Raw genomic sequence first — 22,280 nt, 5'->3', positions numbered from 1 at the left:
CCGGGGCGGGTGACAACAACTTCATGATCGCGCGGGGAAAGGGGGAGGGGGAGGGGAGGGGGAGAGGGGGAGAGGGGGGAGGGAGGGGTGACTCTTCAGTCACTACGCGTTACGGTGCTGGCATGTACCGGAGCAGGCGTCTTATCCGGCGCTGCTTCGTCGACTTCCTCCGGGTGTGCAGCAGCGCCTGTTGAGTCCGACATCGCCGCCGCGCGACCTCATCGTCTGAACCGCCCCGAACCTCGCCCACGATCGGCGGGGCGGCGCGGCGTGGCACGGTGGCCCGCCGTTTCCGTACGCCGGCTCGACGCAACGAGCGGTCCCGCCCCGCACGAGGCTGCCTGTTCGCCTGGCTGCCCCCGGGTCGCCGCGACCCGGGCCGTCCACGTCCGACCCCCGACTTAGTCACGTCAAAGCCCCCGGGAGGACCCGATGACTCCGTCCACCGACGACCTGTCGCCCGTCGACGCCGACGCCGAGGAGATCCGTAATCTGCTGCGCCACCAGGCCAGCACCGTCACCGTTGTCACCGCGCCCGGAGCTCCGGCGGTCGGCTTCACCGCCACCTCCTTCACGTCGGTGTCGCTGTCACCACCGGTGGTGTCGTTCTGCCTGAACACCGGATCGTCCAGTTGGCCCACCGTGGCCGGTGCCCGACACGTGGGTGTGCATCTGCTCGCCCACCACCAGACCGAACTCGCGCGCACCTTCGCCACAAGCGGCATCGACCGGTTCGCCGCACCGACCCGTTGGCGGTACGGGCCGCAGGGGGTACCCATTCTGGACGGCACGCTGGCCTGGTTGCTGTGCCGCGTGATCGACCGGGTCACGGTGGGCAGCCACGCCATCGTGCTGGCCGAGCCGGAGCTGGTCCGGCGTGCGGAGATCGGCTCGCCGCTGCTCTACCACCGGGGTCGCTACACCGGGCTGGCGCCGGGCACCGAGAGCTGGGTCTCCCGTGCGGTCGCGTGACGTGCGCCGTACCCAGGTTGCCCGGACAGGAGATCGCCGCATGCCCGTACGCCGGATCCGTCCCCTGCTCGCCGTCGCCTGCCGATCCTGCTGCTCATCGGTTGCTCCGCCGCGGTCACCGGCCCGTCCGCCGGTACCGCCGGCCAGCCCAGCTCCGGCGGCACCGTGACCTGGGCGATCGAGACCGAGCCGCTCACTCTCAACCCGCACCAGTACGCCCAGGCCAAGGCCCTCGAGTTCCTGCTCCGTCTCGTCGCCCGCGACGAGATCACCGTCGTGCTCGACCAGAGCCACGATCTCGACGGCATCGTCGAGGCCCATCGCCGCGTCGACACCGGCCACAAGGTCGGCAACGTCGTGGTACGCCCGTGCGGTCCATAGGCGGCGACGACCGGGAGCGGGGCGGGCTAGGCTCGGCCGTTGCCCGCCGTTACGTCGTGCCGGTACGGCGGGTCGGCGCCCGCGCGGGTGCAGGTGATCGCGGCGACCTCGGCGGCGTACCGCAGCGCGGCGACGATCTCCTCCTCGGGCCAGTCTCTCGGGGCCCGCGACAACCCGGCGAGCAGCCCGGCGGTGAACGCGTCGCCGGCCCCGATGGTGTCCACGACGTCGACGACCGGCGCCGGCTGCCGGAACCCGCGCGCCCCGGAGACGGCGACCGCGCCCCCGGCACCCAGGGTCGCCACGGCGAGTACGACGCCGAGGCCCTGCCAGTGCCGCAGCACCTCCTCGACCGACCGGCCCGGGTAGAGCCAGTCGATGTCCTCCTCGCTGGCCTTGACCACGTGCGCCAGCCGCACCAGACCGTCGATCCGGGCGCGGGCCTCGGCGGGGGTGCCGACCAGACCGGGCCGGATGTTCGGGTCGAGGCTGACGAGCGCGCCCCGGTCCCGCGCGGTACGCAGGGCGTCGGCCAACCGGTCGGCGCCGGGGGCGCGGAACACCGCAAGCGAACCGGTGTGCAGGATGCCCCGGCCGGTGAGCGCCAGGGTCAGCTCCTCGGCACGCCACTGCCAGTCGGCGGTGCCGTCGACGTAGAAGTCGTACGTGGCCACCCCGGCGCCGGTGAGCGAGGCGATCGCCAGCGTGGCCGGGTCTGCGGTGTCGACCGCGTGGCGCAGGTCGACGCCGTTGATCTCGGCGTGCCCGCGTAGCCACCGGCCGAACCGGCTGGTCGAGAAGCGGGCGAGCAACGCGGTCGGCACACCGAGGCGAGCCAGCCCGACGGCGACGTTGAGCGGGCTACCGCCCGGGTGGGCGGCGAACCGGCCGTCCGGCTCCTGCACCAGGTCGACGACGGCCTCACCGAGCACGGTGACCGGCGTACCCCCGGCTGGTCCCGACGTCGACGACGGCTCGGCCTCCCGCACCGGCGGCGCAGACGCCACCGACGCGGGGGCCACCTGCCCGCTCCGCCCCGCAGCCACCTGCCCGCCCCGCACCTCAGGCACCGGTGGGCGCGGGAACCGGCGGCCGGGTGACCAGACCTGTGCCCGGCTCGTAGCGGACCGGGATGGGGTCGCTGAGTTCGCCGACGAACTGGCCGTCGGCGTGGTCGACGAAGCCGATCAGGGACCAACCGTCGCCGTCGGGCACCAGCCTGGGCGCGTACAGGTTCGGTTGGTCGATCGGTCGGGCGGCCGTGACGTCCCACGGGCCCTGCACCGTCGGCGCGGGCACCACCCAGAGTTGGTGCTCGGCGTCCTGGCCGGCGGCCACGGCGTTGGTACAGAACAGCAGCAGCGGCTGCCCGTCCACGACGGCGACCTGGGGCACCTCGAGGTGGCCGAAGCCGGCCGGCGCGGAGAGCGGCGGCTGGACGGTCCAGTTGACCAGATCGGGGGAGGTGGCGTGGCCGACCACGCCTCGGGCGTCGGCCGGCCCCTGGTTGGCCCGGGCGGTGATCAGCATGTGCCACCCGTCGCCGGCCGGGTCCGGGAAGACCCAGGGGTCACGCCACGCCTGCTCGTACCACATCTCACGGTCGAGCAGCTCGTACCAGGTGGGGTCGGCCTCCACCAGCGGGCCGTCGCCGTGCCGGTGCCAGGTGACCAGGTCGTCGGAGACGGCCAGGCCGATGCGCTGGACCAGCCCGTCCTCGGCCCGCCCGACGCCGGTGTAGAAGAGGTACCACCGCCCGTCCGGGCCGCGTACGGTGCAGCCGGTCCAGGTCGCCAGGTCGTCCCAGCCCGTGTCGGCGGGCACGAGCGCGTCGGCGACGAGCTGCCAGGAGCGGAGGTCGGTGGAGACGGCGTGGCCGATCGAGGCGCGCCGGTGACGGCGGTGCGGGTCGAGCAGGGCTCGGGAGGCGCGCAGGAAGAAGGCGTGCCACCGACCGGCATCGTCCTGGGCGTACCAGCTGTCCCACACCCAGTGGTCGGGCAGACGTAGCATGGCGGGCAAGGTATCACTAAATCGGTTTAGCTCGCGACCCGGGGTGCCCCCGAAACCGACAGGTGCCGCAGCGGCGCGACTGGTCACCGCCGAGCGCGGCTGCCCCTCCTCAGCCGGCGGGTCTGCCGACGGACCGGCGTCGGCGCAGCGGCATGGGTACCAGCGCCGAGCCGTGACCGTCGTCGTCGAGCAGGAGTTCCACCGCCCGGCGCCCCATCTGCTCGTGCGGCAGTGCGGCGGTGGTGAGCCCGGGGCGCAGCCAGGAGGCGATCGGGTCGTCGTCGAAGGAGACCACCGAGATGTCGTCGGGAATGCTCAGGCCCGCCTCGCCGAGCGCCTGGTAGGCGCCGAAGGCGAGCCGGTCGTTCATGCAGATGATCGCGCTGGGCCGCGCCGCCTGGCTCAGTAGTGCGTGCGTCGCGGTGTAGCCGTGTTCCGGTAGCCACTCGGGGCAGAAGACCTCGGTCAACAGCTTGACATCGGCGGCGGCCAGGGTGTCCCGGATGCCGTCCAGCCGCGCCTCGGCCGCGAGGGAGATCTCGGGGTCGCGTTCCTTCTGCCGGTTGCGCCCGATCAGGGCGATCCGGTCCCGGTGGCCCTGCGCGAGCAGCGCCTCGGCGACCGTCGCGCCGGCCCCCTGGTCGTCGGGGAGCACGCTTGGCAGTTGCGTGGCGCTTGTGGCGTTGAGCAGCACCACCGAGGCGCCGAGGATCGTTGACGGTACCGCCAGCCGGCGGGTCGCCATGGCCGCGTAGATCACGCCGTCGACCTGTCGGTCGAGCATCGCCTCGATCGCGTACTGCTCGAACGTCGCGTCACCCTGGGTCTCGGTGATGAGCAGTACGTGGTCGCGCTCGCGAGCGGCATCCAGCGCGCCCCGGATGAGGCCGCCGGCGAACCGGGTGGTGGCGACGATGTCGGAGACGAACGCGATGGTGGCCGTCTTGCGGGTTCGCAGGCTGCGGGCGGCGATGTTGGGCCGGTAGCCGAGTTCCTCCGCCGCCGCGAAGACGCGTTGATGCGCCTCCGCGGAGAGTCGGGTGCCCTCCCGCCCGTTGAGCACCATCGACGCAGCGGTCTTGGACAAGCCTGCCCGCCTGGCCACGTCTGCCAGGGTTGCGCGGTTGCGGCCCATGAGTCCTCCGATCGCGGCTGGTCCGTTCGGTGCCGCATGCTCCCCATCATGATGGGTGGTGTCGCGTCGCTGGTCGTCGGTGGGCGGCCCGCGTCACCGAATCCGTCTTGTGAACCAGTCGTTTCCGGACCGTTGCCAACTCCTTCTTGACAGCCCCAGGCATCACGCGCATGCTCTGCTAAATCAGTTTAGCGACGAGGTTCAGCCGCTGGCGGAGGGCGTTGTCCGCCAAGTCTTCATTGGGAACGCGAGCCCCGCAATCGGCGCGCGACGTCCGACGCGTACCGGCCGCCGGCCGGCAACGGTGGACGTCGGCCGTCCAGCGGCCCGGTTCGCGGATGAGTTCAAGGAGCATTGAGGTGCCGGAGTTCTCGACCAGATTCAGCCGTCGCCGGCTGGCACTGTTGGTGCCGCTGCTGGCCGCCGGCCTGACCATCACCGCGTGCAGCGCGCCCGGCTCCGAGCAGACCGCGTCGAATGACTCCGACGCCGAGGTCAGCACGGAACTGGGCACCGATCCGATCACCCTGGAGATGTACGCCGAGACCGGCTTCCCGCTGGCCAAGGCGCTCGCCGACGAGTTCACCAGGCAGCACCCGCACGTCAAGTTCAACGTCCGTGAGGACCAGTTCACCGTAATCGTGGAGAACGCGCCCCGGGTGCTCGCCTCGGACAACGCGCCCGACATCATCCGGCTGCCCACGATGGTCGACCTGGTCAAGGACGGGCTGCTGAAGAACCTGGACCCGTACTTCGACGCGTACGGCTGGGACAAGTTCCCCGCCTCGCAGCTGGTCCAGCTGCGGCTCACCGACGGCGGCGCGGAGCGGGGCAGCGGCTCGCTGTACGGCATGGGGCTCGGCTACAGCGTCACCGGCGTGTTCTACAACAAGAAGCAGGCCGAGCAGATCGGCATGACCCAGCCGCCGGCCACCATCGCCGAGTTCGAGGACCTGCTGGCCAAGGCCAAGGCGGCCAACCTGCTGCCGATCATGCAGTTCAACAAGAACACCGCAGGCATCAACTTCCCGCACCAGGCGCTGCAGAACCAGTTTGGCGACCCGACCCAGATCGCGGACTGGATCTTCCAGAAGCAGGGCGCCACCTTCGACACCCCGGCCGCGCTCAAGGCGACCCAGACCATCCAGAAGTGGGCCCAGGCCGGCTACTTCCCGAAGGACGCCAACGCCATCGACTACACCGCGATGATGGGCGAGTTCCAGAAGGGCAACGGCCTGTTCATGTTCAACGGCGACTGGGAGTCGGCGAACCTGGACAAGAACATGGCCGGCGAGGTCGGGTTCTTCCTCTTCCCGGGTGAGACCGCCGAGGCCAAGAAGGTGGCGATGTCCGCGCCGAACACCTTCGGGGTCGGTGCCCGGGCGAAGAACGCCGACGCCGCGGCCTACTTCCTGAACTGGGTGCACACCAACGACAAGGCCCGGGAGATCTCGGTGAACGTCGGTGGCTCCCACCCGGGCGGCCCGAGTGAGCTGCCCCTGCCGGCGGTGACCGACGGCACCGTACTGGCCGAGACGCTGAAGGCGTCGCAGCAGCTCGGTGCCGACAACGGTGCCGTCGACTTCACCGCGAACGCCACCGGCGGTATCTTCGCCGCGGCCATCACCCCCGAGATGCAGAAGCTGGTCGCCGGCCAGCAGACCCCCGAGGGGTACGTGAAGGCGGTCCAGGCCGAGTACGAGAAGGAACTCTCCCGATGACGTCTGCCCTTGGCAGCGCTCCCGCCGGGTCGGGCATCGCGTCCCGACCCGGCGGGGGGAACCCCGAGGGACCCGTGCGGCTCCACCGCAAGCGGCGGTGGGGCCGCACGGCCCGGTGGATCGGCTGGCTCTGGGTGCTGCCCGCGCTGATCATGTACGGCTTCTTCGTGCTGCGCCCGCTGGTGCTGACCGTGCAGTACTCGCTCTACCGGTGGAACGGCATCGGAGCGGCCACCTGGGTCGGGCTGGAGAACTACCTGACCGTCTTCACCGACCGGGACCTGTTGAAGATCATTACGAACGCGTTCATCCTGATCATCTTCTTCAGTTTCATCCCGGTCGTGCTCGGCCTGCTGGTGGCCAGCCTGGTCCGGCGGATCACCACCGGTCCGGCCGGCACCGTGGTCCGTACCGTGCTCTTCCTGCCCCAGGTGATTCCGCTGGTGGCCGCCGGTATCGCCTGGAGCTGGATGCTCTCCAGCAGCGGCCTGGTCAACCAGGCGATGCGCGCCGTCGGGCTGGACGGGCTCACCCGCTCCTGGCTCGGCGAGTTCAGCACCGCGCTGCCGGCGGTGGGGGTCATCGGCACCTGGGTCATGCTCGGCCTCTGCACCATCCTGCTGGTCACCGGCATGAGCAAGATCGACCCGTCGCTCTACGAGGCGGCGCGGATGGACGGCGCCGGCCCGATCCGGGAGTTCTTCGCCGTCACCCTGCCCAGCCTCCGCCAGGAGATCGGTGTCTGCCTCACCGTGACCGTCATCGCGGCCCTGGCCAGCTTCGACATCGTCTACATCTCCACAAGTGGTGGTCCGGGCATCCAGACCACCGTGCCGGGGCTGGAGATCTACCGGCTCGCCTTCTCCCAGCGACAGGTCGGGCTCGCCTCGGCCCTGGGCGTGGTGCTGATGCTGCTGGTCCTGCTCTGCGTACTGCCGATCCAGCGGCTGACCCGAGGGGAGAAGGCGTGAACCTGACCAGTCGCAGCGAACGGCTGACCGGACGGATCTTCCTGATCGCGCTCGTCGTGGTCACCCTGCTGCCGTTCCTGAGCATGCTGTCCGCGGCGCTGCAACCTCGCGGCACCGTGCCGACCGGCCTGGCCTGGCCGTCGGATCCACAGTGGAGCAACTTCGCCGACGCCTTCACCGCCGCGAACATGGGTGCCCTGCTCAAGTCGAGCATGCTGATCGTGGCCGGGGTGGTGCCGATCGGCGTACTCATCGCCACCATGGCCGGCTTCGGGCTCGGTCACCTGCGGGTGCCCGGCGGACACATCGCCTTCGGGCTGCTGCTGCTCGGCCTGACCCTGCCCTTCGAAGCGGTGGTCACCCCGCTGTACTACCAGATGCGGGACCTGGGTCTGCTCAACACCCGATGGGCGATCATCCTGCCGCTGATCGGCCTCTACATGCCGTTCGCGGTGTTCTGGATGCGGGCCCACTTCACGAACGTGCCACGCGAGTTGTCCGAGGCGGCCCGGGTCGACGGCAGCAACACCTGGCAGCTGTTCTGGCGGGTGCACGTGCCACTGGCCCGCCCGGCCATCGCCTCACTGACCATCCTGCTGTTCCTCTGGACCTGGAACCAGTTCCTGCTCGCCATCGTCATGGTCGACGATGCCACCAAGCGGACGATGGCTGGTGCCCTGGGCGCGTTCCAGGGACAGTGGGGGACGGATCTGGTGCTGCTCTGCGCCGGATCGCTGCTCATTCTGACCCCTACCCTCATCGTCTTCCTGATCTTCCAGCGACAGTTCATCAAGGCCCTGCTCCAGGGCTCCGTGAAGGGATAGCGAGTTGACCGACCCGCAGATCCACGGCGACGTCGAGGAGGGCTTCGGCCCGGTCGCCGACGTGTTCCGGGACAACTTCGCCCACCGGGGGGAGGTGGGCGCCGCGGTCGCCGTCTACCGGCGCGGCCGCAAGGTCGTCGACCTGTACGGCGGCCTGGCCGACCCGCGTTCCGGCCGCCCCTGGACCCCCGACACACCCGCCGTCGTCTTCTCCGTCACCAAGGGGATCATGGCGATCTGCACGTACCTCCTGGTGCAGCAGGGCCGACTCGATCTGGACGCCCCGGTGACCCGTTACTGGCCGGAGTTCGGCCAGCACGGCAAGGCGGAGATCCCGGTCCGCTGGCTGCTCACCCACCAGTCCGGCCTGCCGGCGCTGGACAAGCCGTTCACCCGCGAGGAGGTGCTCGCCTGGGACCCGGTGATCGCGGCGATCGAGGCGCAGCCCCCACTGTGGAAGCCGGGCACTGCGCACAGCTACCACCCGATCACCTACGGCTGGTTGATCGGTGAGGTGATCCGCCGGATCACCGGGGAACTGCCCGGCACCTTCTTCGCCCGGGCCCTCGCCGAGCCGCTCGGCCTGCGTACCTGGATCGGTCTGCCGGCTGCCGAGCGCGATGCGGTGGCCTGGATGCTGGCGCCGGTCGGTGACCTGGGTCCGGAGGGCCACCCGGCCGCCGAACGCGGAATCACCATGGGCGGCGCATTCGCCTTTCCCGCCGACCAGAACGGCCTGGTCAGCTTCAACGACCCGGCCATACAGGCGGCCCAGATCCCGGGGGCGGGCGCGGTAAGCACCGCCGAGAGCCTGGCTCGCCTCTACGCCGCCTGCGTCTCCGAGGTCGGCGCAGCACGGCTGCTCAGCACCGCCTCCGTCAACGACGCGCTCACCGTCCGCGCCGCCGGCCAGCAGGTGTACGGGAATCCCGACGTCGGACACCGCTGGGGCACCGGCTTTCTCGTGCACTCGCAGCCCCGCCCGATGCTCGGCGAACGAAGCTTCGGACACGACGGCGCGGGCGGGCACCTGGCCTTCGCCGACGACACCCACCAGGTCGGCTTCGGCTACGTCGTCAACCAGATGGGCGGCGTGGACGACGAGCGCGCCAACCTGCTCAGCGCCGCGGTGCTGGACTGCCTGGCCGGATAGGCTGCCCCAACGGTGACCGTGACCGTCAGTCGAGGCAGAACTCGTTGCCCTCGGGGTCGGTGAGCACGATGAAACCGGCCTCGAACGGCGGTGCGGGGTCGACCCGGCGCACCCGCGTGGCGCCCAGCGCGACGAGCCGGTCGCACTCGGCCTCCAACGCCGCCATCCGTTCCGCGCCCTGAAGCCCGGGAGCCGCCCGTACGTCGAGGTGGACGCGGTTCTTGACCACTTTCTCCTCTGGCACCTGCTGGAAGAAGAGCCGTGGCCCGCGACCCTCCGGATCCTCGATGGCCGACCTCGTGTTGCGCTGCTCCGGCGGTACGCCGAGTTGGGCGAGGAAGTCGTCCCAGGCGGCCAGCGGGTCGGCACCGTCGGGCAGGTCGACGCCGGGCGGGCCGGGATGCACGTAACCCAGCGCTGCTCGCCAGAAGGACGACAGCGCCTTCGGGTCGTGGGCGTCGAAGGTGACCTGGATGTGGCGGCTCATCGGGGTTGCTCCAATCGGCTCTGCGTTCGGAATGCACCCTGCCACCCGGGGCCGACAGAACCGGGTGCGGGTCAGACCGGGTAGCCGGCGGCGGCGACCGTCTCGGCGATGCGGGTGAGCCAGTGCAGGTCGTTTGCTCTGGACGCCGCACTGGCGTCGGGGTCGAGGATGCTGGCGACGAACTCGGCTGCGTCGTCAAGGTGCCGTTCGCTGCGGTAGTAGCGCAGCATGGCGCCGCGCGAGCGGGACCCTCCCGCGCCGCGCGGCCGCCAGCAACCGCTCGTCGACGCCCGGTTTGTCAATCATCAGTGAGTACCGTAGAGCGTCGATCGAAGCGCCGTCGCGCTTTCCTGACGGTGCGGTAGTCATCAGACCAACGGCGCGCAGCCCGCGCGTCCGGCGTGTTCGATGTCGGGTCGGTGTCGGGCGCGTTCCGGTCGCGCGTTGACATTCATCAGACAGCTACCTACCGTTACAGCGGAATTCGTCGATACCTGGATCGCCTCGGCGCCGTGCCGCACTTCCCGGCCTGGTGCGGCCAGGACCGCGTGGCCTGCCGGCGAGGTTCGGCGGAGTCGGCCGGCGCGACTGGCGAAACAACCTGGCAATCTTAGGGCCATCGATGTTAACGTTCCCAGGGCGTCCCTGCGTGCGAAGTTTCGCCTCGTTCGGTGGCTCGATGTGACCGCCAACATCGGGCCGGGTCCCGGGTCGACGATCGCCCTTCTCTGCGCCCAGGCGGGTCGCGTCAGGCGACTCGCCAATCATCTGATGATTCGCGTCCTTGATGTTGATCAAGGCCCGATGGGCTCCGCGAATTCCTGCGGACATATCCGGTCCTGAGGCGTTGACGTTACATGGCGGTTACCCCTAACGTCTGATGTCTAAGGCACGTGAGCTCCACCACCCCCGCCACCCCCGTGTTTTTGGAGGGATCGCCATGTCCCGTCCCCCTGTCACCCGTCGTACGCTGCTGGCCGCCCTCGGCGCAGGTGGGGCCGCAGCCGCCGCCGGCCTCGGCGCCGGCGGCATCATCCGACCGATGCCGGCCCACGCGGCCATCCCTGGCCCGACCAACTACACCGAGAGTTGGGCGTCGGTGGGCCAGCACCCGGCCGCCGCCGAGTGGTTCCAGGACGCCAAGTTCGGCATCTACTACCACTGGGGCGTGTTCAGCGTCCCGGCGTTCGCCAACGAGTGGTACCCGCGCAACATGTACAACACCGGCTCGGGCGAGAACAACCACCACCGCAACACCTACGGCGACCCGTCGGTCTGGCCGTACCACAACTTCATCAACGGGGCGAATGACCGCTCGGGCCGGTTCGTGCAGTTCGCGCCGCGGCTGCGCTCGGCCGGCGGCAACTTCGACCCGAACGAGTGGGCACAGCTCTTCGTCGACGCCGGGGCGAAGTTCGCAGGTCCGGTGGCCGAGCACCACGACGGCTTCTCCATGTGGAACAGCCAGGTCAACGAGTGGAACTCGGTGGCCAGAGGTCCCCGGCTCGACCTGCTGCGACTGCACACCGAAGCGATCCGGGCCCGGGGCCTCAAGGTCCTGGTCGCGATGCACCACGCCTTCAACTTCACCGGCTTCTACCAGTGGGTACCGCAGCAGTCCGACCCGAGTCTGCGCAAGCTCTACGGGCAGCTGGGCACCGCCGCAGAGGAGCAGCTCTGGTACGACAAGCTCCGGGAGATCATCGACCAGGCCCAGCCGGACATTATCTGGCAGGACTTCGACCTGCACCGGATCAGCGAGGCGCAGCGACTGCGCTTCCTGGCGTACTACTACAACCGTGCGGTGGCCTGGGACAAGGAGGTCGTCGCGACCTACAAGGACGGCCTGGAGCGCGGTGGCGCGGTCTACGACTACGAGCGCGGCGGTCCCGCCGAGCTGCGGGAGCCCTACTGGCTCACCGACGACAGCATCAGCAGCTCCAGCTGGTGCTACACGGTCGGGATCGGTTACTACTCGCTCAACCAGATGCTGCACTCGCTTATCGACCGGGTGAGCAAGAACGGCAACATGGTGCTCAACATCGCGCCGATGGCCGACGGCACCATCCCGTCCGGGCAGCAGACGCTCCTCCGGAGCATCGGTGACTACCTGCGGCGCTTCGGCGAGTCGATCTACTCCACCCGGGCCTGGACCACCTTCGGGGAGGGCCCGACCCGGATGGGCGGCGGCTACTTCGTCGCGCCGGTCGCCGGCAACGCGCAGGACATCCGGTTCACCCGCAGCAAGGACAACCGGGTGCTGTACGCGACGATCCTCGGCTGGCCGGGCAGCTCGGTGAACATCACCACGCTCTCGTCGAACCGGATCAACCTCAGCTCGCTGGCGGGCGTGCAGCTGCTCGGCAGCACCGCCGGCAGCTACGTGAACCTGCCGACCCGCACCCAGGACGGCAGCGGACTGCGGATCACCCTGCCCTCGGCGAGCGCGCCGTTCAGCGCGCCGGCGTACGTGGTGAAGCTGACCTTCAACGGGCCGATCCCGACCCTCGGCGGTGGCGGACCCACCGTCTCGGCGGCGGCCGGCGTCTACCAGAATGTCGGCTTCGAGAGCGGCACCAACCTGTCGGTCGGCAGCTACACCGCGGCGCAGTTGCAGACCGCCGGCATCGGCCTGCGGAGCATCTCCTCGGTCCGGGTCACCGCCGGCCACCAGGTCGTCGGGTACGCGAACGACAACTTCTCCGGCACCAGCTGGACGTTCAACGCCGACAACAGCGATCTCCGCAACACCGGCAACAACGACGCCATCGCCTCCCTGCGGGTGACCTTCAACCCGGCCACGTACCTGCGGATCACGAACGTGACCAACGGGCTGGCGCTGGACAGCGGCGGCAACGTCGCCTCCGGCTCACAGCTCAAGCAGTGGACCTGGGACAGCAACAGCAACCTCCAGTGGCAGATCGTCGACCTGGGCACTGGCTACTACCGGATCGTGAACCGCACCAACGGCATGGTCGTGGACGGCTTCGGCCAGACCGGCAACGGCGCGGCGGCCCAGCAGGCGCCGTGGAACGGCAGTAACAACCAACAGTGGCAGATCACCGACCAGGGCAACCGGCGGTACCGGATCGCCAACCGGGCCACCGGCCTGGTGCTCGACGGCGGCGGTCAGGTCGCCTCCGGCTCGGCGGTCAAGCAGTGGAGCTGGGACAGCAGCACGAACCTGATGTGGAACATCACCACCGCCTGAACCTTCGCAACACTCTCCGACGCGTGCATCCCCGGGATTCGTCCCGGGGGGGCACGCGTCGGACCAATTCTCGGGATATATGGAGGATGATCAATGAAGCGTAACGCTCTGATGAGCGTCGGGCTCACCGTGATGCTCGGCGCATCGGCCACCTTCGCGGCCGGTTGTGGTGACGGCGCGACCAACGAGGGCGGATCGGCCGACTCCCAGGTCGTCGGGGTGGACTACCCCCGCTCCGACACCGACTTCTGGAACTCGTACATCAAGTACATCCCGCAGTTCGCCGGCGAGCTGGGCGTCGAGGTCAAGACCACGAACTCGCAGAACGACATCGCCAACCTCATCTCGAACACCCAGACCTTCATCAGTCAGGGTGTCAAGGGGGTGGTGATGGCGCCGCAGGACACCGCCGCCATCGCGCCGACCCTGTCCCAACTGGAAAGCAAGAACATCCCGGTGGTCACCATCGACACCCGGCCGGACAGCGGCAAGGTGTTCATGGTCATCCGGGCCGACAACCGCGCCTACGGCATCAAGGCCTGCCAGTTCCTCGGCACCAAGCTCGGCGGCAAGGGCAAGGTCGTGATGCTCCAGGGTGGCCTGGACTCGATCAACGGTCGGGACCGCACCGAGGCGTTCAACGAGTGCATGCAGAAGGAGTACCCGGACATCACCGTCTTCGGCGAGGCCACCGATTGGAAGGCCGACGTGGCGGCGTCCAAGCTCCAGACCCGGTTCGCCTCGGACCCGGACATCAAGGGCATCTACATGCAGTCGTCCTTCGCGCTGTCGGGGACGCTCCAGATCCTCAAGCAGCGGGGACTTCAGGTGCCGCCGACCGACCCCAAGCACGTCTTCGTGGTCTCCAACGACGGCATCCCCGAGGAGCTGAAGAACATCGGCGAGGGGCTGATCGACGCCACCGTCAGCCAGCCGGCCGACCTCTACGCCAAGCACGGCCTGGAGTACGTGAAGGCGGCGATCGAGGGCAAGACGTTCCAGCCCGGCCCGACCGCGCACGGCAGCAACATCATCCAGGTACGCGATGGGCTGCTGGAGGACCAGCTGCCGGCGCCGCTGGTGACGCTGGACGGTGCGCCGATCGCGGGTGAGCCCACCCTGAAGTTCGACGACCCCTCCCTCTGGGGCAACAACGCTTGACGCTTCCCTACTCGGGATTCATCGAATCGTCAAGCACGTCGGGGGCCGCACCTCGTGGCTACCTCAATCGGAGTTCCCGAGTTGCGGCCCCGGCTACCAGCCTTGACCAACAACAGCCATCTCATCGCCATGGTCGGCAGCACAACCCTGGAGGTTTTCACACGCTATGTCGAATACCGACACAACGCCCGGCCGCTGCTACCTCCCTATGGCTCAAGCCAAGGGTTGCGCGGGCGAATTCTGATGAGTGCCACCTTGCAGGAGGCCAGCGACGGGCTGGCCGGTGCCGGCCAGCCCGTCGTCGAGGCCGTGCACATCACCAAGCGCTTCGGATCGACGGTGGCCCTCTCCGACGCGGGGATCGTGGTCCGCCGCGGCGAGACGCACGCGCTTGTGGGACGCAACGGGGCCGGCAAGTCGACCCTGGTCAGCATCCTCACCGGGCTGCAGGCTCCCGACGAGGGCGCGGTGGCTTTCGACGGGCGCCCGGCGCCGTCGTTGGGGGATCGGGACGCCTGGCGCAAGCGGGTGGCCTGCGTCTACCAGAAGTCCACAATCATCCCCACGTTGACCGTGGCGGAGAACCTCTTCCTCAACCGGCACGCTCGTGGCCCGGCCGGGTTGATCCGCTGGTCGGCGCTGCGGCGCGAGGCGGAGCAGTTGCTCGCGGAGTGGTCGGTCGACGTCGACGTACGCCAGCCCGCCGCGACGCTCTCGGTCGAGCAGCGGCAGTTCGTGGAGATCGCCCGGGCGCTCTCCTTCGGTGCCCGGTTCATCATCCTCGACGAGCCGACCGCCCAGCTCGACGGTGCGAGCATCAACCGGCTGTTCGCCCGGATCCGGGACCTGCGGGCGCAGGGCGTGACGTTCCTCTTCATCAGCCACCACCTCCAGGAGATCTACGAGATCTGCGACCAGGTGACGGTCTTCCGCGACGCCCGGCACATCGTCACCGCCCCGGTGGCGGAGCTGAGCCGTCCGGAGTTGGTGGCCGCGATGACCGGTGAGGACGTGACCATGCCCGAGGCCGACCATCGACCGCTGCCCGCCGACGCGCCGGTCCTGCTGTCGGTGCGCGACCTGGTCACCTCTTCCGGTGCCGAGCTGTCGCTGGAGGCCAAGGCGGGCGAGGTGGTCGGCATCGCGGGCGGTGGCGGCAGCGGCAAGGTCGAGTCCGCCGAGGCGATTGTCGGTTTGGCCCGACCCGCCAGCGGAACGGTCACCGTCGACGGTCGCACGTTGCGTCCGGGCAGCGTGCCCGACGCCCTCGACGCCGGCGTGGGGCTGGTGCCGCAGGACCGGCACCGGGAGGGTCTGGTGCCGCTGCTCTCCATCGCCGAGAACGTCACGATGACCGTGCCGGACCGCATCGGGCGGCGGGGCCTCATCTCGCCGGCCCGGCGGGACGCCCTGGCCCGGGAGGCCATCGCCGATCTGGCGATCAAGGCATCCGGGCCGCACGTCCCGGTCTCCGACCTGTCCGGCGGCAACCAGCAGAAGGTGGTGATGGGCCGAGCGCTGGCCAGTGATCCGAAGCTGCTGGTCCTGATCACCCCGACCGCCGGTGTCGACGTGCGGTCCAAGCAGACCCTCCTCGGCGTCGTCGAGGAGGTACGCCGTCGCGGCACCACCGTGCTGGTCGTCTCCGACGAACTCGACGACCTGCGGATCTGTGACCGCGTACTGGTCATGTTCCAGGGGCGCGTCGTCCGGGAGATGGCCCACGGCTGGAGCGACAACGATCTGGTAGCTGTCATGGAAGGGGTGGATCTCCACCATGTCTGAAACACTCTCCACCACCGCGCCGCCAGCCGCGGTACCGCCACCGGCGGGGTCGAACACGCGGGGTCTGGCCATCGCCCGGCTGCGTGACCTCGCGCTGGTGCCGGCGATCATCGCGGTGGCGATCGTCGGGTCGATCGTCAGCCCGGTCTTCCTCAGCACCGACAACATCATCAACGTGCTGCAGAGCATGTCGGAGATCGCCATCGTGGTCCTCGCGCAGACCATCGTGCTGATCACCGGCAAGATGGACCTGTCGCTGGAATCCACCTTCGGCCTCGCGCCGGGCATCGCCGCCTGGCTGGTCATCGACCCGGCGCTCACCCGGGGGCTCGGCCTCAACGCGCTGCCGGACGCCTGGGCGGTCCCGATGGTGCTGCTCGTCGGTGCCCTCGTCGGCGCCTTCAACGGGCTGCTCATCGTCCGCTTCGGCCTCAACGGCTTCATCGTCACGCTGGGCATGCTTATCGTTCTGCGCGGGTTGCTCACCGGCGTCTCGGGCGGCCAGACCTTCTTCATGCTGCCCGAGTCGATGACCTACCTCGGCTCCACCACCTGGATCGGAGTGCCGGCCTCGATCTGGCTGTCGCTGCTGCTCTTCGCCGGCGGGGTCGTGGTGCTCGGTTACACCCGGGCCGGGCGGGCGCTGTACGCGATCGGCGGCAACGCCGACGCGGCCCGGGCGGCCGGCATCCGTGCCGACCGGGTGCTCTGGATCGCCCTCATCGCGGCCAGCGTGCTCGCGGCGCTCGCCGGCCTGCTGATGAGCGGCCGGCTCGCGGCGGTGCCGGCGGCCCAGGGCAATGGCGCCATCTTCCAGGTCTTCGCGGCTGCGGTGATCGGTGGCGTCAGCCTCAACGGCGGCAAGGGCAGCGTCTTCGGCGCCTTCACCGGCGTCCTGCTGCTCTTCATGATCATCAACGTGCTGACCCTGGCCGGAGTGCCCGCACAGTGGACGAACTTCCTCAACGGCACCGTCATCCTGGTGGCCCTGGTGGTCTCCCGCATCACCGGCGGCAAGGCACAGACCTAGGCGGCCCGGCCGCCCGGCCGGGCCATCGCACGGCAGAAAACCATGTTCACCCTGTTTCAAACCTCCAGGAGTTTCGGTGAGTGACCGCATCTCGTCCGTAGAAACCATCGACGTACGGTTCCCCACGTCCCGGCACCGAGACGGGTCGGACGCGATGAACCCGTTCCCCGACTACTCCGCCGCGTACGTGATCCTGCGGAGCACCGACGGCGCCGAGGGCCACGGGCTGGTCTTCACCGTGGGCCGCGGCACCGATCTCCAGGTCGCGGCGGTGCAGGCGCTCTCCTCGATGGTGATCGGCCAGCCGGTCGACGAGTTGGTCGCCGACCCGGGGGCGCTGGCCCGCCGGCTCGTCGGGGACAGCCAGATCCGCTGGCTGGGGCCGGAGAAGGGGGTCGTGCACATGGCCGCCGGTGGTCTGGTCAACGCGGTCTGGGATCTCGCCGCCCGGCGGGCCGGCAAGCCACTGTGGAAGCTGCTCGCCGACCTCACCCCGGAGCAGCTGGTCGCCCAGGTGGACTTCCGCTACCTGCGCGACGCCCTCACCGAGGATGAGGCGTTGGAGCTGCTGCGGGCCGCCGAAGGCGGGCGGGCCGAGCGCGAGCGGCAGCTGCGGGCCGAGGGGTATCCGGCGTACACCACGACCCCCGGCTGGCTCGGCTACGACGACGAGAAGCTGGCCCGGCTCTGCCGGGAGGCGGTCGAGGCGGGATACCGGCTGATCAAGCTCAAGGTCGGTGGGAACCTGGCCGACGACGTACGCCGGATGCGCATCGCCCGGCAGGCGGTCGGTCCGGACATCCGGATCGGCGTTGACGCCAACCAGATCTGGGGGGTGCCGGAGGCGATCAGCTGGATGCGTGAGCTGGCCGCGTTCGACCCGTACTGGATCGAGGAGCCGACCTCGCCGGACGACGTGCTCGGGCACGCCGCCGTGCGCAAGGCCCTCGCCCCGGTCCGGGTGGCCACCGGCGAGCACATGCACAACGCGGTCATGTTCAAGCAACTGCTCCAGGCCGACGCCGTCGACGTGGTGCAGATCGACGCCTGCCGGGTCGCCGGGGTGAACGAGAACCTGGCGATCCTGCTGCTCGCCGCGAAGTTCGGGGTGCCGGTCTGCCCGCACGCCGGGGGAGTGGGGCTCTGCGAGCTGGTGCAGCACCTGGCCATGTTCGACTTCGTCGCGCTCAGCGGCAGCATCGAGGACCGGGCCATCGAGTACGTCGACCACCTGCACGAGCACTTCACCGACCCGGTACGCATCAGCGGCGGACGCTACCTCGCGCCCACCGCTGCCGGCATGAGCGCGCAGATGCTGCCCGCCTCGTTGGTCGAGTACCGGTTCCCCGACGGTCCGGCCTGGGCGGACACGCCGGTCATGGCGGGAGCGCCAACGGCATGATCATTGATGCGCACCACCACCTGTGGCGTCCCGAACGCGGCTACACCTGGCTGGCGGATCCGGACCTGGCCGCGATCCGGCGCCCGTTCACCCCGGCGGATCTGACCACCGAACTCACTGCGGCCGGCGTACAGGGCACAGTGCTGGTGGAGGGTGGTCGCTGCCATCCCGACGAGGCGGCCGAGTTCCTCGGCTACGCCGCCGACACCGCGCCCATCCTCGGGGTGGTGGCCTGGATCGACGTGGCGGCCGACGACCTGCCCGACATCATCGAGCGTTATCGCCGGCTGCGCGGCGGTGAGTTGCTGGTCGGGCTCCGCTCGCAGGTCCAGGGCGAGGCGGACCCGGACTACCTGGACCGGCCCGAGGTGCGGCGTGGCCTCGCCGGGATCGCCGCCGCCGGGCTCGCCTTCGACCTGGTGATCCGGGCCGATCAGCTGCCCGCGGCGGCGCGGGCAGCGCGTGCGGTGCCGCAGCTCCGGTTCGTCCTCGACCATCTCGGCAAGCCCCGCATCGACGAGGGCGCGGCCGGGCTGCGGCGGTGGCGCGACTCGTTCGCCGCCCTGGCCGCCAGCCCCAACGTCACAGGCAAACTCTCCGGGCTGGTCACCGAGGCCGCGCCGGACTGGACGCCGGACGACCTGCGCCCGTTCGTCGAGGTCGCGGTCGAGGAGTTCGGCCCGAATCGTCTGATGTTTGGCTCGGACTGGCCGGTCTGTCTGCTGAGATCGGACTATCTGGGGGTACGCCGGGCGCTGGAGGCAGCCCTGCCGTCGCTGACGGAGCGGGAGCGGTACGACATCTTCGGCGGCACCGCGCTGCGCACCTACGAGCTGACCGGGCGGGGCGCTCGTCCCGAGCGGCCAGGGGTGTCGGGGTGAACCCGACCGGCCCCCGGCTCGCCCCGCCGGCCGGATGCGCCCGGCGGCCCGGCAGTCGGCCGCCGCCGCGTCCGGCCCGGCCGCGCCCGGCGGCGGCTACCCGTCCGCCAGCTTGGCAGCGAGCACCGTACGCAGCCATGCCTCGGAGGTGTTGACGTGGATCAACGCGCTGGCCTGGGCAAGAAGTTGGTCGCGCGAGCGCAGGGCGAGGTAGATCGCCCGATGCTCGTCGATCGTCTTGTGGGCCGCGTTGCCCTCTATCAACCCGCGCCACACCCGGGCCCGCAGCGTACGGCCGGAGAGCCCGTCCAGCAGCGAGGTGAGGGTCTCGTTGCCGGTGGTGGCGACGACGGTGTGGTGGAAGGCGGTGTCGAACTGGAGCAGTTTCTCGGCGTCGTCGGCCGCGGCCCGCATGTCCTCCAGGATCTGGCCGAGTTCGTCGAGGTCGGCGTCGGTCATCCGGAGCGCCGCCAGGCCGGTCGCCATCGGCTCCAGCATCCGGCGCACCTCCATGACCTCCAGGAGCGTGTCGTCGCGCAGCAACTCCACCGCGACGCCGAGCCCTTCCAGCAGCAGCCGGGGGGCGAGACTTGTGACGTACGTCCCGTCACCGCGCCGCACGTCGAGCACCCGGGCCGATTCGAGCACCTTGACCGCTTCCCGGACCCCGCTGCGCGACAGCCCCATCTGGGCGGCCAGTTGCGGCTCGGGTGGCAGTCGCGTCCCCGGTGGCAGCTCGCCGCTCTGGATCATGCTCCGGATCTTCGCGATCGCGTCGTCGGTAAGTGCCATCCACGCCCCCTTCGGACCGGCCAGCCGCCCGCCGCCGGCCTGGGCCCGCCACCTGCGGTCGGCACCGGCAACCCTCACCACTATAGAGACGTCGGACGTTTGCCGGCGAAGCGGCTCGCACATCGTGCGACCGAAGCAACCAGGACCATGCAACCCACCGAAAGGGCATGACGTGCGACGTTACGGCTGGGTGATCCGGCTCCGGCCGGATCACCGGGAGACCTACCTGCGGCTGCACGCCGCCGTCTGGCCCGGTGTCGAGCAGACGCTGCGCCAGGCGAACATCCGCAACTACAGCATCTTCCTTCACGGTGACCTGCTGTTCGGCTACTACGAGTACGTCGGCGACGACCACGACGCGGACCAGCGCCGCATCGCCGCCGACCCGCAGACGCAGGAGTGGTGGAAGCTGACCGATCCGTGCCAGGAGTCTCTCGCCGAACCCGGATCGGGGCACTGGTGGGCCCCGATGCGCGAGGTCTGGCACCTGACCGAGGAGGCGGCGTGAACCGCAGCGCGCAGTACGTCGGCGAACAAACCTTCGTGGTCGAACAGAGCGCCACGGTGCCGCCGGGGCCGGGCGAGGTCCGCATCGAGGTCGCCTACACCGGCATCTGCGGCACCGACCTGCACATCGCGCATGGTGCGATGGATCAGCGGGTCCGGATGCCGGCGGTGATCGGCCACGAGATGTCGGGCCGGGTCGCCGAGGTGGGCGCGGGTGTCGCCGAGTACCAGGTCGGTGATCCGGTGACCGTGCTGCCGCTGGACTGGTGCGGCGAGTGTCCCGCCTGTCGCGCCGGGCACACCCACATCTGCCACCGGCTCATCTTCGTCGGCATCGACTCGCCCGGCTCGTTGCAGCGTTCCTGGACGGTGCCGGCGCGGCTGCTGGTGCCGCTGCCCGGGGATCTGCCGCTGGCGCACGGTGCGTTGGTCGAGCCGACCGCGGTGGCCGTGCACGACGTACGGCGTTCCCGGCTCGTCGCCGGCGAGCACGCGGTGGTCATCGGCGCCGGTCCGGTCGGTCTGCTGATCGGCACGGTCGCCCGGCAGACCGGCGCCGCGGTGACCGTGCTGGAACTCGACCCGGATCGCCGCGCGCTCGCCGCCGAACTGGGGCTGGAGACGGTGGACCCGGCGACGGTCGACGCGGCCGGGTACGTCCAGGAGGCCACCGGTGGCGCCGGTGCCGACGTGGTGTTCGAGGTCTCCGGCTCGGCGGCCGGCGTCCGCGTCGCCACCGACCTGCTCGCCGTACGTGGGCGGCTGGTCGTCGTGGCGATCCACCCCACCCCGCGCGAGGTGGACCTGCACCGGATCTTCTGGCGCGAGCTGGAGGTGATCGGGGTACGCGTCTACGAGCGCGAGGACTACGTCGAGGCGGTCCGTCTGGTACACGGCGGGCAAGTGCCCGCCGACCGGCTGATCACCCGGATCGTGCCGTTGGACGAGGTGTCGCAGGCATTCCAGGCCCTAGCCGCCGGTGGTGACGTGAAGGTGCTCGTCGATTGTGGAGGAGACGCGTGAATCCGTTTGACCTGACCGGTCGGTTGGCCGTGGTGACCGGCTGCCGGCGCGGCATCGGCCTGGCGATGGCCGACGCTCTCGCGGCTGCCGGCGCGGACGTGATCGGGGTGAGCGCCGCGCTGGAGGAGAGCGGCAGCGAGGTCGCCGAGCGGGTGACGGCGCACGGTCGCTCCTTCGTGCCGTACCGGGCGGATCTGTCGGACCGCGCCGCCGTCCGGGCGCTCGCCGAGTGGCTCGGCCAGCGCGAGCGGCCGGTCGACATCCTGGTCAACAACGCCGGCACGATCCGCCGCGCCCCGGCCACCGAGCACACCGACGCCGACTGGGACCACGTGTTGGAGGTCGACCTGAACGCGCCGTTCGTGCTCGCCCGCGAACTCGGCCGGGACATGGTCCGGCGCGGCACCGGCAAGATCATCTTTACCGCGTCGATGCTGAGTTTCCAGGGCGGGGTGACCGTGCCCGGCTACGCCGCGGCCAAGTCCGGGATCGCCGGTCTGACCCGTGCGCTGGCCAACGAGTGGGCGCGACACGGGGTGAACGTCAACGCCGTCGCGCCCGGCTACATCGGTACGGACAACACGGCGGCGTTGCGGGAGCAGCCGGAGCGGAACCGGGCGATCCTGGAGCGGATTCCGGCCGGGCGCTGGGGTCGCCCCGACGATCTCGCGGGGGTCACCATCTTCCTCGCCTCCGCCGCGGCCGATTACGTGCACGGGGCCGTCATCCCGGTCGACGGCGGCTGGCTCGCCCGTTGACCGGGTCGGCGCTCCCCGTCGGCCTGGACGGGGCAGCGCGCGCCCGTCGCCCCCGGAATGGAGGAACCGTCAC

21 protein-coding genes are annotated in these 22,280 nt (G+C 70.1%); 15 read left to right on the top strand and 6 right to left on the bottom strand.

Translation table 11 applies throughout. From position 1 onward, the window contains the following. Positions 1–432: 432 nt before the first annotated feature. Together AC507J_RS29320 and AC507J_RS29315 are read left to right on the top strand one after the other, a co-directional pair. Positions 433–972 carry a flavin reductase family protein gene (locus AC507J_RS29320; protein WP_496293249.1) on the top strand — a complete coding sequence of 180 codons (540 nt, stop codon included), beginning with the start codon at positions 433–435 and terminating at the stop codon, positions 970–972. Between the two features lie 165 nt (positions 973–1,137). Then, positions 1,138–1,353: a zinc-binding dehydrogenase gene (locus AC507J_RS29315; protein ID WP_496293247.1), complete on the top strand. Its 216-nt coding sequence runs from the start codon at positions 1,138–1,140 to the stop codon at positions 1,351–1,353. 26 nt (positions 1,354–1,379) lie between these two features. Here the strand turns inward: AC507J_RS29315 and AC507J_RS29310 are convergent, their stop codons facing one another. The 3 genes from AC507J_RS29310 to AC507J_RS29300 form a co-directional block, all read right to left on the bottom strand. After that, positions 1,380–2,342, bottom strand: coding sequence for a carbohydrate kinase family protein (locus AC507J_RS29310; RefSeq protein ID WP_496293251.1), 963 nt, complete (start codon positions 2,340–2,342; stop codon positions 1,380–1,382). Positions 2,343–2,415: 73 nt separating this feature from the next. After that, the gene (locus AC507J_RS29305; RefSeq protein WP_496293245.1) at positions 2,416–3,366 is read right to left on the bottom strand and encodes a glycosyl hydrolase family 32; all 951 of its coding nucleotides are present in this window, start codon (positions 3,364–3,366) and stop codon (positions 2,416–2,418) included. 109 nt (positions 3,367–3,475) lie between these two features. Further along, positions 3,476–4,501 (bottom strand): LacI family DNA-binding transcriptional regulator, encoded by a 1,026-nt coding sequence (locus AC507J_RS29300; RefSeq protein WP_496293243.1) that lies wholly within the window; start codon positions 4,499–4,501, stop codon positions 3,476–3,478. A 359-nt stretch (positions 4,502–4,860) separates the two neighbouring features. Here AC507J_RS29300 and AC507J_RS29295 point away from each other — a divergent pair, with 359 nt between their 5' ends. Genes AC507J_RS29295 through AC507J_RS29280 form a run of 4 tightly spaced genes read left to right on the top strand, consistent with a single transcriptional unit; the run spans position 4,861 to position 9,170 of the window. Continuing rightward, positions 4,861–6,222, top strand: coding sequence for an ABC transporter substrate-binding protein (locus AC507J_RS29295; protein WP_496293241.1), 1,362 nt, complete (start codon positions 4,861–4,863; stop codon positions 6,220–6,222). Then, the gene (locus AC507J_RS29290) at positions 6,219–7,193 is read left to right on the top strand and encodes a carbohydrate ABC transporter permease (protein WP_496293239.1); all 975 of its coding nucleotides are present in this window, start codon (positions 6,219–6,221) and stop codon (positions 7,191–7,193) included. The genes AC507J_RS29295 and AC507J_RS29290 overlap by 4 nt, the downstream gene beginning before the upstream one ends. Then, entirely contained in the window at positions 7,190–8,017 is an 828-nt protein-coding gene (locus AC507J_RS29285; RefSeq protein ID WP_111241714.1) for a carbohydrate ABC transporter permease, read from the top strand. The genes AC507J_RS29290 and AC507J_RS29285 overlap by 4 nt, the downstream gene beginning before the upstream one ends. Positions 8,018–8,021: 4 nt before the next feature. Further along, positions 8,022–9,170: a serine hydrolase domain-containing protein gene (locus AC507J_RS29280; RefSeq protein ID WP_496293237.1), complete on the top strand. Its 1,149-nt coding sequence runs from the start codon at positions 8,022–8,024 to the stop codon at positions 9,168–9,170. A gap of 25 nt (positions 9,171–9,195) precedes the next feature. Here AC507J_RS29280 and AC507J_RS29275 read toward each other — a convergent pair whose 3' ends face one another. Then, a complete protein-coding gene (locus AC507J_RS29275) occupies positions 9,196–9,657 on the bottom strand; it encodes a VOC family protein (RefSeq protein ID WP_496293235.1) in 462 nt (153 codons plus the stop codon). A 71-nt stretch (positions 9,658–9,728) separates the two neighbouring features. Further along, a complete protein-coding gene (locus AC507J_RS29270) occupies positions 9,729–9,887 on the bottom strand; it encodes a hypothetical protein (RefSeq protein WP_496293233.1) in 159 nt (52 codons plus the stop codon). A gap of 710 nt (positions 9,888–10,597) precedes the next feature. On the opposite strand from AC507J_RS29270, the gene AC507J_RS29265 reads away from it, so the two are divergent. The 6 genes from AC507J_RS29265 to AC507J_RS29240 all read left to right on the top strand — a co-directional run bounded on the left by AC507J_RS29265 (position 10,598) and on the right by AC507J_RS29240 (position 19,127). Further along, complete coding sequence (locus AC507J_RS29265) at positions 10,598–12,868, top strand: alpha-L-fucosidase (protein ID WP_496293231.1); 2,271 nt, start codon at positions 10,598–10,600, stop codon at positions 12,866–12,868. Between the two features lie 93 nt (positions 12,869–12,961). After that, the gene (locus AC507J_RS29260; RefSeq protein ID WP_496293229.1) at positions 12,962–14,029 is read left to right on the top strand and encodes a sugar ABC transporter substrate-binding protein; all 1,068 of its coding nucleotides are present in this window, start codon (positions 12,962–12,964) and stop codon (positions 14,027–14,029) included. Positions 14,030–14,272: 243 nt separating this feature from the next. Continuing rightward, positions 14,273–15,814 carry a sugar ABC transporter ATP-binding protein gene (locus AC507J_RS29255; protein WP_496293227.1) on the top strand — a complete coding sequence of 514 codons (1,542 nt, stop codon included), beginning with the start codon at positions 14,273–14,275 and terminating at the stop codon, positions 15,812–15,814. Continuing rightward, a complete protein-coding gene (locus tag AC507J_RS29250; protein ID WP_496293225.1) occupies positions 15,807–16,844 on the top strand; it encodes an ABC transporter permease in 1,038 nt (345 codons plus the stop codon). The genes AC507J_RS29255 and AC507J_RS29250 overlap by 8 nt, the downstream gene beginning before the upstream one ends. Positions 16,845–16,920: 76 nt before the next feature. Next, positions 16,921–18,246: an enolase C-terminal domain-like protein gene (locus AC507J_RS29245; protein WP_496293223.1), complete on the top strand. Its 1,326-nt coding sequence runs from the start codon at positions 16,921–16,923 to the stop codon at positions 18,244–18,246. Further along, on the top strand, positions 18,243–19,127 hold the full coding sequence (locus AC507J_RS29240) for an amidohydrolase family protein (protein WP_496293221.1): 885 nt from the start codon (positions 18,243–18,245) through the stop codon (positions 19,125–19,127). Before AC507J_RS29245 ends, AC507J_RS29240 begins: the two co-directional genes overlap by 4 nt. A 96-nt stretch (positions 19,128–19,223) precedes the next feature. On the opposite strand, the gene AC507J_RS29235 is transcribed toward AC507J_RS29240, so the two are convergent. Further along, positions 19,224–19,919, bottom strand: coding sequence for a FadR/GntR family transcriptional regulator (locus AC507J_RS29235; RefSeq protein ID WP_496293219.1), 696 nt, complete (start codon positions 19,917–19,919; stop codon positions 19,224–19,226). A gap of 172 nt (positions 19,920–20,091) precedes the next feature. On the opposite strand from AC507J_RS29235, the gene AC507J_RS29230 reads away from it, so the two are divergent. From AC507J_RS29230 to AC507J_RS29220, 3 genes are read left to right on the top strand one after another with little or no spacing between them, the layout of a single operon-like run. Next, complete coding sequence (locus AC507J_RS29230; protein WP_496293217.1) at positions 20,092–20,427, top strand: L-rhamnose mutarotase; 336 nt, start codon at positions 20,092–20,094, stop codon at positions 20,425–20,427. After that, complete coding sequence (locus tag AC507J_RS29225) at positions 20,424–21,449, top strand: zinc-dependent alcohol dehydrogenase (protein ID WP_496293215.1); 1,026 nt, start codon at positions 20,424–20,426, stop codon at positions 21,447–21,449. The genes AC507J_RS29230 and AC507J_RS29225 overlap by 4 nt, the downstream gene beginning before the upstream one ends. After that, on the top strand, positions 21,446–22,207 hold the full coding sequence (locus AC507J_RS29220) for an SDR family oxidoreductase (protein WP_496293213.1): 762 nt from the start codon (positions 21,446–21,448) through the stop codon (positions 22,205–22,207). The genes AC507J_RS29225 and AC507J_RS29220 overlap by 4 nt, the downstream gene beginning before the upstream one ends. The last annotated feature ends 73 nt before the right edge of the window (positions 22,208–22,280 follow it).

Source organism: Micromonospora sp. PRAS1, from assembly GCF_059553435.1.
Note: the sequence above shows the minus strand (reverse complement) of the source record. Positions and strands in the feature narration are given on the sequence as shown.